We start from the raw sequence: 14,244 nt of genomic DNA, 5'->3' as shown, positions 1-14,244 counted from the left end.
CGGTCCGCACCGCAGGTTCGCTGGCCACCATGCCACCTCGCCTTCGAGTACTGCTGGGAGCCGGGCCTCACCGTCGAGGACCGGGTTAGGGCGAACGTAACCCCCGTCACGCACATGGCTCCACCGATGCGCCGCGCACCGTGCACTGTGACCGCCGTCACCTTGTTAGGGTGAGCACCATGCACAGCGCCGACGCTGTCGACCTCGACCTCCTGCTCGCCCTCCGCGACGACCCGCGGGCCACGATCGTCGCGCTCGCCGAACGTCTGCGGCTCTCGCGCAACACCGTCGCCGCGCGCCTCGCCCGGCTCGAGGCGGAGGGCGCGTTCCTCGACCTCGACCGGCGCATCGACCCGCACGTCCTCGGCCACCCGCTCACCGCGTTCGTCGAGGTGCAGCTCCGGCAGAAGGAGCTCGCGCGCATCGTCGAGGACGTCGCGCGCATCCCCGAGGTCGTGCAGGCGCACGGCCGCAGCGGCACCGCCGACCTGCGCGTGACCGTGGCCTGCCGCGACACCGACCACCTGTTCCGCATCGACGCCGCGATCCTCGCGATCGACGGCGTCGAGCGGACCGAGACCTCACTGTCGATGGGCGAGCTCATCCCCTATCGGCTGCGCCCGCTCATCGAGAAGCAGCGCCGCGCACGCTGAGCGGCCGAGCGCCCGAGATCGGTCGTCCGACGCGAGACCGGCCCTTCAGAGGGCCGATCTCGGACCGTGCTGTCGATCTCGGTGTCCCGCGGCGTCGGCGGAGTCAGGCCGAGGCCTCCCACGGGCCGAGGTCGCGCATCGGCGACCCGCGGAACGCCGGAACGACGCGACGGTCTGCGCCGTCGACCCGCACGCGCACGGGGTGGTCGCCGGGCGCACGGTCCGCGACGACGTCGTACGACACGACCTCGCCGTCGCGCCACCGCACGCTCACCTCGTAGCCCCCGCGCGCGCGGAGGCCGCTGAACGACCCGTCGGCCGACCACGCCGCGGGCAGGGCAGGGAGCAGGTGGACGAACCCGTCGTGGCTCTGGAGCAGCATCTCCGCGACCGCGCCGGTGATGCCGAGGTTGCCGTCGAGCTGCATCGGCGGGTGCGTCGCGAGCAGGTTCGGCAGCGTGCTGAACCGCAGGAGCCCGCGCACCATGGACCGGGCGCGCTCCGCGTCGCCCAGCCGCGCGAAGAGCGCGGCGCGCCACGGCCACGTCCACGAGCGCCGGCTGTCCCCCGACACCGTCGCCTCGTCGAACGGCACCCCGTCGCGCTCCCCGCAGCGGGCCTTGAGGGAGACGAGCGCGGCGGCCCGCAGCTCGGGCGTCGCGGCCGTGATCTGCCGCCCGGGGAACACCGCGAACAGGTGCGACGTGTGCCGGTGGAGGTCTTCGGGGTCGTCCCGGTCCTCCTGCCACTCCTGGAGCTGCCCCCACCGCCCCACACGGTTCGGCGCGAGCCGCGCCAGCAGCCCGGCGACGACGGCGCGGTGCTCCGGGTCGGCGTCGAGCGCCGCCGCGCAGTCGAGGTAGTTCTCGAACAGGTCGCGCACGATCTGCTGGTCGTGCATCACGCCGTCCTCGCGGGGACCGTGCTCGGGCGACCAGCCGTCGGGAGCGACGAGCGCGCCGTCGGGCCGCTCGACGAGCCGGTCCTCCCAGAACTCGCAGACCTCGCGCAGCACGGGGTAGGCGGTGGTCTCGAGGAACGCGCGGTCCTGCGTGAAGGCCCAGTGCTCGTAGAGGTGCTGCGCGTACCAGGCGCTCGCGACGGTGTTCCACTCCCACGCGTTGCCGCCGAAGATGCTCTGGGACGTGCGTGCCGTCCAGCCGCGCGTCGTCTCCCCGAACGCGTTCCGCGTGGCGGTGCGGCTGGGTACCGCGACCTGCTCGACGAACGCCGCGAGCGCCTCGTGCGTCTCGGGGAGGTTCGTGCTCTCCGCGCCCCAGTAGTTCATCTGGACGTTGATGTTCGTGTGGTAGTCGCACGCCCAGGGCGGCTGGTTGTCGTCGTTCCACAGCCCCTGCAGGTTCGCCGGCAGACCGTCGGGGCGCGACGACGCGTGCAGCAGGTACCGCCCGTACGCGAACAGCGTCTGCTCGAGCGACGGGTCCTCGCCGCCGTCTGCGTAGCGCGCGAGACGCCGGTCGGTGGGCAGCGCGAGGACGTCCCCGGCGGACGTCCCCCAGTCCACGTGCACGCGCGACATCGCCTCCCGGACGTGCGCGACGTGCTCGGCCCGCAGCGCCTCGTACGGCCGGCCGGCCGCCGCGGCGAGCGCGGCATCGAGCACCGGCACGGGATCTTCCCCCCGCCAGCCGTCGGCCGCGCTCAGGCGGTAGTCGGTCCGGGCGTCGACGAGGAGCGTCAGGGTCGTCGCGCCGACGACGCGCAGCCCCGTGCCGTCGGCGGCCACCTCCGTCGTCGGCTCCGGAGCGGCCGTGCCGTCGCTGCCGCCTGTCGGACCCGTCGCGACGACCTGCACGGCGGCCGCGTGGCGGAGCCCGTTGGCGAGGACGCCGCGGAACGCGAGCCGGCGGGCCGTCGAGTCGACGGTGGTCGGGGCGTCCTCCTGGGCCGAGTCGAGGGTGATCGTGGCGGTCAGGCCCGACGGCGCGTCGGTCGTGCAGCGCAGGACGAGGACGTCCGCGACGTGGCTCGCGAAGGCTTCGCGCCGCATGGTCCCCGCCGGCGCCGCGACCGTCGTGGTGTGGATCCCGAGGGTCGGGTCGAGCGCGCGCCGGTAGCCGGTGGACGCCCCGACGTCCGAACCCTCGAACGCGACGCGCAGCACGCCGAACGCGCGGTACGAGCCGAAGCCCGTGACACCGGTGTCGAAGGCGTCGTCGGGCACACCCGCGAGGGCGTTGTCGTAGCCGTTCGTCCCGCCCCACAGGCTGTGCTCGTTGAGCTGGACGCGTTCCTCGGAGATCCCGCCGAACAGCGTCGCCCCGAGGCGGCCGTTGCCGATCGGGAGCGACTCGGAGGACCAGTCCGTCGCGGGAGCGTCGTACCAGAGCGCGACCGGCGAGAGGGCTACGGGCGCGTCGACCCGCGAGGGCTCACGGTCGAGAGTCACAGATCCTCCGAGACGTCATTGGTCAGGTGACTCCCTGGCCTCACGGGCGTGGGGAGCTGTCAGCATGCTGCCGAACCCCGGGTTGTTGTCCTCTCGACATCCTGAGAGGGCGGCAACCCGGGGTTCGGCTTCGTGCGGCCTCCATCCTCACCCATGAATGATCGATGTATACGCTGTGTCCAGGGTTTCCTCGCGCCGGATCCTCGGGCCCCGTGGTGGCAGCGACCCCGCCCCCGGCGACGCTCAGCGCAGGTCGCGGACGTAGGCGGCGGCGCCGTCGTACGCGGCGATCCTCCGCTCGTAGTACGTGGCGATGATGAGGAGCAGTCCGCCCGCCGCGGCGAGCGTGAGCATCCACGGCCCGGCCGAGATGCGCGTCCCGAGCTGGGACACGAACACCACGAGGATCTCCACCGGGAGGACCGCGACGCCCAGGAGGAACGGCGCCGCGAGGTGCTTGCGGGTCCCGACCAGCACCGCCGCGAGGGCGAGCACCACGACGAGCATCGCGCGCCACGTCCGCGCGTCCGTGTACGTCGCGAGGACCGACGGGCCGAGCGTCGCGAGGATCCCTGGTGCGAGCAGCGCCCACGACCCGACGCGGCCGAGAGGCCACGCACCTCGCGCGACCCCGGCCGTGCCGACGCGAGGCGCGCCGCCGGGCGGGGTACCACCGGACGGGGTCCCGCCGGACGGAGCACCGACCGCCGACGTCGCCACGAACGCGAGATAGCCGCCGACGAGCAGCCCCGCACCGAGCGGCAGCGAGAACACCTCGACGCGCAGCTCGCGCGGCGACCACGCGCCGATCGCCGCCGCGAGCGCGAGCAGCCAGGTGAACCAGGCGGGCGGCAGGTCGTCGAGACCCCGCAGGGTACGCCGCACACCGACGACGACGAGCGCGACGAGCAGGATCTCGAGAGCCCAGACCGCGGCGATCGCCCCCCACACGGGCCGCACGTTCGCCACGACACCGACCACGACGAGCACGAGCGCCGGAGCCGCTGCCCACCTCCGCACGCGGTCACGCCACGCCCCCCGGGCGACGCGTGCCGCGAGGAGCCCCGCCCCCGCCGCGCACGCTCCGCCAGCGAACGCCCACGCCGACCCGAGCACGAACAGGGCACCACCGCCGGGCACGTGCGCCACGTGGAGCGACTCGACGGTCCCGGCGCTCGCCGCGAGGACCGCGATCCCGCTGAGCCGGGGCACCGCGGGACGCGTCCAGGCAGGGGCGGGGCGGCGGCGCGAGGCCAGCGCTGCTGCCCCGACCACGAGCAGGCCCGCGGCCACGACCAGGCAGGTCGCCCGCACGTCCCCCGGCTCGGGCCGCGCGACGAGCACGACGAGCGACGGCACGACGAGCAGCGCGCCGCCCGCCGTCGCGAGGTCCCACCCTCGACGCCCGCGCCGCGCGAGGAGCACCCCCACGACGACGGCCGCGACACCCGGCGGTGCCGTGTACGCCTCGACGAGGCCGACGCCCGCGTCCGCGAGCGCCGTCCAGACCGCGACGGTGGTCAGCGCCGCGGCGAGCCACCACGCCGCGAGACGGTCGGGCGTGCGCGCGACCAGGGCCGCGCCGACGGCGAGGAGCAGCAGGACGGCGACGGCGACGTCGGGCCCGGCGGCGGGGCGCGCGTACGCGAGCCCGACGGCGATGGTCCCCGTGAGCGCGGCGCTCACCTCGAGCACCTCCCGGATGCCGTGCGCGTCGCCCACCCTCGCGCCGATCGCGTCCCCTGCCGCGCGCGCACCGGCCGCGACCGCGGCGACGAGCGCCGCGACGACGGGAAGCACCACGGGAGACCCGCTCCCGGGGACGAGCATCGCGCCCGCGCTCACGACCGCGACGGACGCCGTCGGCAGGGCGAGCCCCGCACCGGCGAGCCGCAGCGCCGTGGCCGTCCCGGGCCGGCGCGTGACGACGAGCACGACCTCGAGCGCGAGCATCGCGAGGCACGCGACGACGGACCACCAGCTGCGGGCGGTCGCGACGGTCGCGACCCCGACGAGGAACGGCAGCGCGGTCACCGCGAGCACGGCCCACCAGGTGTCCCGTCCCACGCGCGGGACGAGCGTCGTCGCGAGCGCCACGACGGACGCCACCGCGGACACCGTGCACAGGGCTGCGACGCCGTCGAGGCCCGACCAGCCGAGCGTCACGCCGAGGACGACGAGCCCGTACGCGTAGGCGGCCGCGACGAGCGGCGCGTGGGCCGGCCGCGGGACGGCGCCGCGCACCGCGAGGAGTAGCGCCACGACCGCGACCGCCCCGGCCGTCGCCGTCGGCCGCGACGTCCACGACCCGACGAGGAGGAGACCGGTCGCGGCGAAGACGCCCACGACCCCGACGACCCGCCAGCGCGCGACCTCGCCGCCTGCCGCCGCCACGCGTCGCCGGGTGCACGCCACGAGCAGCAGGGCCGCGAGCGCCGTGAGCAGCACGAGCGACGACACGCCCGCGAGCCGCGGGTCGAGCACGAGGCCGAGCACGAGCACGAGGGCGAACCACGGCGCGGTCGCACGGCCACCGGTGGTGACGGGACTGCCGGTCGTGACGGTCCTCCGGGGCGCGACGGGCCATCCGGGCGCGGAGAGGCTCCCGGGCGCGGCGGGGCTCCCGGTCGTCGCGGGGCGCTGCGTGCCGAGCGTCAACCTGCCCGCGACGACCGCCACGACGAGCAGCGCGAGCACCCCGAGGTGCACACCCGTGACGAGCGGCCCGGCCCAGAACACGGTCCCGGGCCCTTCCACCGAGTCGGTCCACCACTCGTCGCCGCCGAGCGGCGTCGTCCCGAGCCGCGCGTCGGGTCCGGTGGCCGCGCCCGCCACGACGTCGAGAGCGCGCGCGGGCAGCCCGAGCAGCGCGCCCGTGCCGAGCAGCAGGACGGTCAGCCCCCCGCCGAGCAGGAGGTCCGAGCGGGACCGGGGCGCCAGCGGCGTGCCGCCACGGATCGGGGTCGTGACGCGCGGGTCGCTCCACGCGACGAGCACGAGCCAACCGAGGGTGGCGCAGACCGGGAGGAGGCCGAGCCGGAGCAGGTCGTCGGTCGCGCCGAGCAGCCCGGTGGCGAGCACGGCCGTCACGCCCGTCGCCGCGAGCCAGGCGCGCTCGTGCGTGACGAGCCGCAGGACGACGGCGACGACGGCGCACGCCAGCACGAGCCCCGAGGCCGCGAGACGCCCCGGCGTCCCCGGCGTGTCGAGGGCCGTCAGCGAGACCAGCACCGCCAGCGGGAACAGGACCCCGCGCACGATCTGCGCCAGGCGCCGTTCGGGCGCGAGCGCGGAGCCGAGCCGCGGTCCCGTGCGGCGCGCGACGACGCCCACCGCCGCGGACACGAGGCTCGCCGCGAGCAGCCCGAGCACCCAGGCCCACGAGCGCAGTCCGCCCGCTGCGACGAGGAGCGGCACCAGGGGGGCCAGCACGACGGCGCTCGTCACCCAGGCGCGCACGCGCACCCGGTCGCCCACGACGCCGAGCACGACGACGACGCCTCCGAGGACGAGGGCCCTCGCGAGCGCGGGATCGACGCCGGCGAGCAGCCCGGCCTGGAGCGCGAGCTCCGCGTCGACGAGCGCGAGCACGACGGCGAGCGCCGCGACCGCCTCCGCCGACGACCGCAGGCCGGTGCGGCGCAGCAGGACCGCCGCGCCGAGCGTCAGGACGGTGACCACGCCCGTCGCGACGGCCCGCAGCGCGAGGGCGTCGCCGAACGTGAAGAACACGAAGACCACCACGGACACGGCGAGCAGTCCCGCGCCCGCCGCGGCGAGGACCGGCTGGAGACCGATGCTCCGCGCGGGCGCAGGCCGGGCGGTGGGCCGGGGCATGGGCGAGTACCCGGGTGCCGGCACGTACCCCCCGGGCGGCGCGGTCCTGGGCGCCGGTCTCGTCGGCGCAGGACGCGGCGCGACGGGGCGACCGGGACCGGACGCAGGAGCAGGTGCGGCGCCCGCCGTCGGGGCGACCCCGGCGCGCGGCACGACGGCGCGCGGGTCGGGCGACCCGGCATACCCCGCGGGGCGCGTGCGCTCGCGCGCCCACGCCGCGGCGTCGGGCTGGGCGGCCCGCAGCGCGTCGAGAGCGTCCTGGCGCCGTCCGAGCGCGTCGGCGGCCTCGCGCGACGCGCCGTCGACCGCGAACGCGAGGGGCCCGACGAGGTCGAGGCGGCAGTGGTCGCAGCGGGTGGAGCGCAGGGGCGCGGCGCACGCGGGGCACGAACGGGTGTCGGGCAGCCGCGCCAGCGCGACGTCGACCCACGGCTCTCTCATGCGCACATCTTGGCGAACCGGGGGGCTCGCCGGGGCGCTGTCCACAGCGGGAACCGTGGCAGTCTCGTGAAGACCGAGGCGGCGCCGCCTCCTGAGGCCGATCGGAGCCTGCCGAACCCGGGGTTGTGCGGCGCTCGGAGTCCGATGCGCCGCACAACCCGGGGTTCGGCAAACTCACCGGCCGCGGGGTTCGGCAACCTCGCCGGTCGCCGTCTCGGCAGCCTGTTCCGGCTGAGGACCAGGGGCCGACGACGCGGCGCCGGGTACCGCGACCGCCGCGATCGCGGTGGTGATCGGGATCGCGAGGACGAGCCCGATCGACCCGACGAGCGTGCGCACGACCTCCTCCGCGATCTCCCCGGAGGTGAGGCTCGTCGCGAGCGACTGGTCCGACAGGTACACGGCCATGAGCAGCGGCAGCGCTGCCCCGACGTACGCGAAGGCGATCGTGTACACGGTCGAGGCGATGTGGTCGCGGCCGATGCGCATCGCGCGGGTGAAGAGCTCGGCCCGCGTGGCGAGCGGCGCGACCGCGCGCAGCTCCCACACGGCCGACGCCTGGGTGATGGTCACGTCGTTGAGCACGCCCATGCCCGCGAGGACGAGGCCGCACAGGACGACGCCCTGGATGTCGATCGCCGGCGCGTACTGCGGGATCCACAGCGACTCCTCGGACGTCAGCCCCGTGATGTTCGACGCGCCCGACCCCCACGACCCGAGCAGCGCCGTGAGGGCGAGCCCGACGAGGGTGCCGAGCAGCGCCGTCGACGTCCTGGCCGTGAACCCGTGCGCGACGTACAGCACGACGAACATCACGAGCGACGACGTCACGAGCGCGACACCGAGCGCGTCCTGGCCGGTGAGCAGCGCAGGGAGGGTGAACCAGCCGATGACGGCGAACGCGCCCGCGAGGCCCGCGAGCGCCGCGAGCCCGCGCCACCGCGCGACGGCGAGCACGACGAGCGCGTACGCCGCCGCGAGGATCCCGATCGGCAGGCCGCGCTCGAAGTCGAGGAACACGAAGGGTGTCCCGCCGCCCGCCTCCGCACCGGCGATGAACAGCACGCGCAGGCGGTCGCCCTCGTCGAACCCGTAGGCGAGGTACTCGGGCGGCGCCTGCACGGTGATCTCGTCGCCGCCGACGTCCTGCCCTCCGGCGCGCGACCCGTCGTCGAGCCGTGCGAGCACCGACGACGTCTCCTCGTCCACCGGCCCCGTGACCGTCGCGCGCAGGACCGTGCTGCCCTCCGCGGCGACGGGGATCCGGGCGGGGACGTCGGACGCCGCGGGCCACAGCGCGACGAGCCCCGCCAGCGTGGCGAGCAGGAGCGGCACGAGCAGCGCGGTCAGCGTCAGGCGCACGCGCCGGGTCGCGGGGGCGGCGGGGCCGTGCGCGTGCCCGTGGACCGCCTCGGGCTCGTCGAGGCGTCTGACGCCGCGGGCCGCGCGCCGGGTGGTCGGTTCGGTCACCGGACGATGCTGCCACGGGGACGCTCCGGCCCCGGCGATCCCGCGCCGTCGGGCACGGGGACGTGCGGGCCCGTCACGGACGCGACGTCACTCCGGGAGGGTGACGAGGCCGCGGCGGACGCCCGCGACGAGGCGCCGGGGCACGGCCACCTCTCGCCCGTCGACGACGACGGTCACGAGCTGCGGGACCTGTGCCTTCCACTGCGAGCGGCGGGCGCGGGTGTTGGAGCGGGACAGCTTGCGCTTGGGCACGGCCATGAGGGGTCCTTCCGGAGCGGGGGAGCCCAGCCTAGACAGATATGATAACGGTTATCAAGTGCCAGGCACGTGCGCGGCCCGGTAGCATCCGACGCGCCGCGCGGTCGCGCGGACCCGACCGGGCGCCGCGCGCGCCCCGCACCCGCCAGGAGCACGCCCATGGCCACCGTCGACTACTTCCTCACCGGCGACCACGACGCCGCACGCCACCAGCTCGCGTCGGCGCTCCACGAGCAGGGCTTCACCGTCGCCACCCAGCCCAGCGGTCAGTGGTCGGTCGAGCGCGGGAGCAAGACCCGGACGTTCTGGCTCGGCGCGTTCGCCGGGAAGCACCAGCACCTCGTGTTCACGGTGGACTTCATGCAGCACGACGGCGCCCTCGTCGCCCGGGTGCAGCGCCCCACCGGCCAGGGTGCGATGGCGGGCGCGGTCGGAGTCGCGCGATCGAACAAGGCATTCTCCGAGGCGGACCAGGCCATCGGGACCCGGCTCACGCAGGCGGGGATCCTGGCGAACGTGGTCCACGCCTGAGCGCCGACCCGCGCGCCTCGACCCGAGCGCCCGCACGGCGGAGCACGCCCGGCGCGAGCACGACGAAGGCCCGGTTCCCTCGCGGGAACCGGGCCTTCGACACGCTGACCGACCGACGACGGCTCGGTCAGCGGGACGTCACTTGGCGACGGCCTTCTTGAGCAGGCTGCCGGCGCTGATCTTCACGCCGAAGCCGGCGGGGATCGAGATCTCCTCGCCCGTGCGGGGGTTGCGGCCCGTGCGGGCGGCACGCTCGACGCGCTCGACGGACAGGAGGCCCGTGACCTTGACGGCCTCGCCCTTGCCCAGCGACTCGATGAGCACCTCCTGGAAGGCGTTGAGAGCCTTCTCCGCGTCCGCCTTCGACAGGTCGGCCTTGCTGGCGATGGCCGAGACGAGCTCGGACTTGTTGAGCGACATGCGAATCCCTTCTTCGGTTCACGACGCGCGGTGGACACCACGCGTCGTCACGGTCTCAGTGTGCCAGCCGAGAGGCCGCGCACCGGGCACAACACTAGGGAACACGCGGAGTTTCGCGCGACTTGTGGCCCCCGGAGCGTGCCGGGGGCCGGCCAGCCGTCAGTCGGCGACAGCGTCGGTGACCGACGCGCGGCACGCCGCGCACGTGCCGAAGAGCTCCACGACGTGCTCGATGTCGACGAAGCCGTGGGAGGCGCCGACGGTACGCGCCCACCGCTCGACGCTCGGTCCGTCGATCTCCTCCGTCCGGCCGCACGAGCGGCAGACGAGGTGGTGGTGGTGCTCGGTCCTTGCGCATCGGCGGTACAGGTTCTCGCCCTCCGCGGTGCGCAGGGTGTCGACGACGCCGGCCTCCGACAGGGCCTGGAGCCCGCGGTACACGGTCGCGAGACCGACCGTGTCACCTCGCGCGCGCAGGTCCTGGTGGATGTCCTGCGCACTGCGAAAACCGTCCTGACCGTCGATCGCCTCCAGGAGCACCGCGCGCTGCCGCGTCATCCTCTGCACGACGACCACCTCCTCCGTCCGTGGAACGCCCGAGCATCCCACGGGATTCCGGAGGAGCGCGGCGTCAGCCCGCAGCCTCGCACACCAGACCTTGCCGGAGGGCGTCGAGGTTCGCGCGCATGGTCTCCAGGTAGTCGGCCTCCTCGTCAGTGTGCCCCTCGAGCGGGTCGAGCATGTCGGTGCCCACCCCGAGGTCGTCCGCCAGGGTCTGGGTGACCTTGGGGCTCACGAGCACCTCGAAGAACAGGGTCTTCACCCCCGCGTCCTCGACGACGCCGCGCACCTCGCGCAGCCGGGCGGGTGACGGCTCCGCCTCCGGGTCGATCCCCGAGATGCCGACCTGGACCAGGTCGTACCGCTCGGCGAGGTAGCCGAAGGCCGCGTGCGAGACGACGAGCGTCGCGCCCGCGCACGCCGCGAGCCCCGTCGCGTACTCCTCGTCGAGAACGACGAGGTCGTCCTCGAGCGCCTGCGCGTTGGCGGCGTAGTCGTCGGCATGGTCGGGGTCGATCGCGGAGAGCTCCTCGGCGACCTGGTGGCCGACGGTCGCGAGACGCGTCGGGTCGAGCCAGAAGTGCGGATCGAGGGCGGAGCCTTCCGGAGCCGGGGCCGCCGAGCCGTTGGGCCCGGCCTCCAGGCCCGCGGCCTCGGCGGTGTCGAGCACGTTCTCGGGGTCGCGGGCGGCGATCGCCTCGTCGGTCGAGGGCTGCATCCCCGACAGGTAGACGACGAGGTCGGAGCTCCCGATCTGACGCACCTGCGCCGGTGAGAGCTCGAGGTCGTGCGGCTCGGCCGCGGGCGGCGTGAGGTTGGCGACGGCGACGTGGTCGCCGCCGACGCGCTCCGCGACGTACTCCAGCGGGTAGAACGACGCGAGGACCTCGACGCCGTCGTCGTCGGTGTCCGTGGGCGTGCAGGCGGCGGTGAGCGTGAGGGCGAGGAGCGCGCCGCCAGCGAGGGCAGCGCCGCGGGCGCGCGGGAGGGGGCGGGTCATGGGGTGCTCCGTGGGTCGGTGGTTCGGGTGGTGCGGGCGACGGGTCCGCCGAGGGCGACGCACGACGGCCGCGGTACCCGGTCGACGGACGGGGTACCGCGGCCGCGCGGTGCTGGACGGGACAGGGCGAGGCTCAGCCCGCGGGGGTGGTCTCCTCGTCCGCGTGCTCGTGGTCGTGGCCCTCCTCGGAGTGGTCGTGCCCCTCCCCCTCCGAGTGCTCGTGGCCCTCCTCGGCGTGCTCCTCCTCCGAGTGCCCGGCCTCGTCGTGCTCGGCCGAGCCGGCCTCGACGTCGCCGGAGATGCCGTTGATCTCGTTGGGCTCGACGTCGAGCTCGACCGTGTTCCAGACCTCACCGGTCTCGACGTCGACCGCGTGGATCGCCCGGTTCGCCGGGTCGGTGACGTAGGCAGAGCCGTCCAGCATGAAGATCGCCGGACGCGGCGACTGCCACTCCTCGGGCTCCTCCCACGCGTCGATCACCGGGATCGAGCGCACGAGCTGCTTCGTCGCGGGGTCGATGACGTGGATCTGTCCGTCCGTGCCGAGCACGAGCGCCTCGCCCGCGTCGCCGCGCGCCAGTGACCGGAACGTGTAGCTCGCCGGGAGGTCGACGAGCGTGAGCTCGCCCGTCGCGGTGTCGGTCAGGGAGACGCGCGTGGGGCGCTCCAGCTCGGCGTCGGGATCGGACTTGTAGTCGCCGAGGACGACCGTGTGCTCCTCGCTGCCGGCCTGGTTGCCGATGCGGCCGTAGGCGTCGGGGCTCGCGACCTTGGTGATCTCGCCGTCCTTGTAGACCAGGACACCGTCCTCGCAGCCGATGAGCACGGCCTCGTCGGCGGCCACGGCCTCGCCGTGGACGCCGGGGCACTCGTCGGACGCAGCGATCTCGGCGCCCTCGGCGTCGAGCACGCGGATGCCGGTGCGCGCGTCCTCGGTGCCCTCGGAGACGACGAGCGTGCCGTCGGACAGCTCGACGGCGACGCCGTGGTGCGCCTCCGGTGTCGCAAGCTCGCGCACCTCGCGCGACTCGTCCGCGACGTCGCCGGAGTCGAAGACCGTGATCTCCCCGGTGCCGTCGTCGAAGAGCGCCGTGCGCCCGGCGTGCACGACGGCGTGGCCCGGCTTCTCGGCGTCGAACATCACGTCCGTGAGCTCGGGGTCCGCCGTGTAGTAGTGCGAGTGGTCGCCGTGCGGCTCGGCCCAGGCCCCGCCGTCGAGCACCTGGAAGCCTCCCGTCGTCGAGACGAGGAGATGGCGGCCGTCGCCGGCGCCGTTGAGGCGGTTGAAGCCGTCGAGCTCGAAGTCCTCCAGGACCTCGAGCGTCTGGGCGTCGAGGACCTGGATCCCGCCGTCGTAGGTGACGGCGAGGCGCGGGGTGCGGGACGAGGCCTCGCTGGGCTCGTTCGCGGTCTCCTCCGCGGCGGGCGCGCTCGACGACGCCTCGGCGGCAGGCTCGCCAGACGAGCAGGCGGCGATCAGCGCGAGCGGGAGCAGCATCCCGAGCGCGGCGAGCGGTCGGGTGCGGTGGCGTGCGGTGAGGGTCATGCGTGGTCGGGTTCCGACGGTCGGCGTGCGGAACCCACTCCTTTCCGGTGGGGACGAGCGCTGCTGGGCGGCTCAGGTCGGACGCTAACAGAAGTTGGAATCATTCTCATTATCGTATCGCATCACGGCCCGCACGCTGCGCAGAGCCCGCGGAGATCGGCGACCATGCCGACATCGACGAAGCCGTGGCAGGCCGCGGTCGCCCGCGCCCACTCCTCGACGACATCGCGCGACACCGGCTCCACGTCACCGCACCGGACGCAGCGCAGCGACAGGCGTGAGCCCCCCGTGGACGCGATGCGGTACGCCGTACTGCCCCGGTCGCCGTGGACCGCCTCAACCGCACCGGACGCGACGAGCAGCCGGACGGTGCGGTACACCGTCGCCAGGCTCACCGAGGACCCGTCGTGCACGAGCTCGAGGTAGAGGTCGTGCACGGTGGCGAAGCCGCGGGCGCCGTGCAGCACGCGCAGCACCGCACGCTGCTGGGTCGACCACCTGCCGGGGGGAGGCGTCGCCTCGTCGTCGCGCTGCGCCACCGACGCTCCGTCCTCTCGCCTCCGGCCGCCGTGCGGCACACCGCCCGAGTTTACGCGAACGATTCTCATTCTTGGTGGCGCCTTCGATACCAGAGGGTCGTCGTGCCGTCGTCCTCCGGAACCGAGCGTTCGCGCACGAAGCCGAAGCGCTCGTAGAACGACCGCGCGCGCTCGTTGCCCTCGACGAGCTCGACCAGGACGTCCTCATGCTCCGGGACCGCCTCGAGCACCGCCCGCATGAGCGCCGCTCCGGTGCCGGTCCGGTGCTGCTCGGGCACCACGTAGATCCTCCAGATCACGTGCTCGCCCCTGATCCGGCCGAGCGTCGCCATGCCGGTCACCCGGCCCTCGACCTCGGAGACGACCGTCAGGTCGTGGACCACCGCGGCGCGCACGGCGTCCGCCGTCCACCAGGTGGCGAGGCTCGCCACGACGTGGTCGGGCGCCGTGAACGGCAAATAGGTCCGCGGCCACGTGAGGAGCCCGACCGCCTGGATCGCCGGCACGTCGTCCACCCCCGCCCGGCGGACGACCAGGTCACGGGCAGGGGCGTCGACCTGGGTCATGGCAGCAGCCCT

Annotated in this window: 12 protein-coding genes; 2 read left to right on the top strand and 10 right to left on the bottom strand. The window is 74.7% G+C overall.

Annotated elements, in window-relative coordinates:
- Positions 1–179 precede the first annotated feature (179 nt).
- Positions 180–653 (top strand): Lrp/AsnC family transcriptional regulator, encoded by a 474-nt coding sequence (locus V5D56_RS05280; protein WP_435738958.1) that lies wholly within the window; start codon positions 180–182, stop codon positions 651–653.
- Positions 654–756: 103 nt separating this feature from the next.
- Here V5D56_RS05280 and V5D56_RS05275 read toward each other — a convergent pair whose 3' ends face one another.
- The 4 genes from V5D56_RS05275 to rpmF form a co-directional block, all read right to left on the bottom strand.
- A complete protein-coding gene (locus tag V5D56_RS05275; protein ID WP_435738005.1) occupies positions 757–3,063 on the bottom strand; it encodes a glycosyl hydrolase family 95 catalytic domain-containing protein in 2,307 nt (768 codons plus the stop codon).
- Positions 3,064–3,306: 243 nt separating this feature from the next.
- The gene (locus V5D56_RS05270) at positions 3,307–7,341 is read right to left on the bottom strand and encodes an SCO7613 C-terminal domain-containing membrane protein (protein ID WP_435738004.1); all 4,035 of its coding nucleotides are present in this window, start codon (positions 7,339–7,341) and stop codon (positions 3,307–3,309) included.
- 174 nt (positions 7,342–7,515) lie between these two features.
- Positions 7,516–8,811 carry a YibE/F family protein gene (locus V5D56_RS05265; protein WP_435738003.1) on the bottom strand — a complete coding sequence of 432 codons (1,296 nt, stop codon included), beginning with the start codon at positions 8,809–8,811 and terminating at the stop codon, positions 7,516–7,518.
- An 87-nt stretch (positions 8,812–8,898) separates the two neighbouring features.
- Positions 8,899–9,069: a 50S ribosomal protein L32 gene (gene rpmF / locus V5D56_RS05260; RefSeq protein ID WP_251152039.1), complete on the bottom strand. Its 171-nt coding sequence runs from the start codon at positions 9,067–9,069 to the stop codon at positions 8,899–8,901.
- A gap of 159 nt (positions 9,070–9,228) precedes the next feature.
- On the opposite strand from rpmF, the gene V5D56_RS05255 reads away from it, so the two are divergent.
- The gene (locus tag V5D56_RS05255; RefSeq protein ID WP_435738002.1) at positions 9,229–9,600 is read left to right on the top strand and encodes a hypothetical protein; all 372 of its coding nucleotides are present in this window, start codon (positions 9,229–9,231) and stop codon (positions 9,598–9,600) included.
- A gap of 138 nt (positions 9,601–9,738) precedes the next feature.
- On the opposite strand, the gene V5D56_RS05250 is transcribed toward V5D56_RS05255, so the two are convergent.
- From V5D56_RS05250 to V5D56_RS05225, 6 genes are all read right to left on the bottom strand, one after another.
- Complete coding sequence (locus V5D56_RS05250) at positions 9,739–10,020, bottom strand: HU family DNA-binding protein (RefSeq protein ID WP_087470693.1); 282 nt, start codon at positions 10,018–10,020, stop codon at positions 9,739–9,741.
- 159 nt (positions 10,021–10,179) lie between these two features.
- Positions 10,180–10,578: a Fur family transcriptional regulator gene (locus tag V5D56_RS05245; protein ID WP_435738957.1), complete on the bottom strand. Its 399-nt coding sequence runs from the start codon at positions 10,576–10,578 to the stop codon at positions 10,180–10,182.
- 73 nt (positions 10,579–10,651) lie between these two features.
- Positions 10,652–11,581: a metal ABC transporter substrate-binding protein gene (locus V5D56_RS05240; RefSeq protein ID WP_435738001.1), complete on the bottom strand. Its 930-nt coding sequence runs from the start codon at positions 11,579–11,581 to the stop codon at positions 10,652–10,654.
- A gap of 133 nt (positions 11,582–11,714) precedes the next feature.
- Positions 11,715–13,127 (bottom strand): zinc metallochaperone AztD, encoded by a 1,413-nt coding sequence (gene aztD, locus V5D56_RS05235; protein ID WP_435738000.1) that lies wholly within the window; start codon positions 13,125–13,127, stop codon positions 11,715–11,717.
- Between the two features lie 122 nt (positions 13,128–13,249).
- A complete protein-coding gene (locus V5D56_RS05230; RefSeq protein WP_435737999.1) occupies positions 13,250–13,666 on the bottom strand; it encodes a Fur family transcriptional regulator in 417 nt (138 codons plus the stop codon).
- Positions 13,667–13,731: 65 nt separating this feature from the next.
- Positions 13,732–14,232 (bottom strand): N-acetyltransferase family protein, encoded by a 501-nt coding sequence (locus V5D56_RS05225; protein WP_435737998.1) that lies wholly within the window; start codon positions 14,230–14,232, stop codon positions 13,732–13,734.
- Positions 14,233–14,244: the final 12 nt, after the last annotated feature.

Source organism: Cellulosimicrobium sp. PMB13 (genome assembly GCF_051294865.1).
Classification (GTDB): domain Bacteria; phylum Actinomycetota; class Actinomycetes; order Actinomycetales; family Cellulomonadaceae; genus Cellulosimicrobium.
Note: the sequence above shows the minus strand (reverse complement) of the source record. Positions and strands in the feature narration are given on the sequence as shown.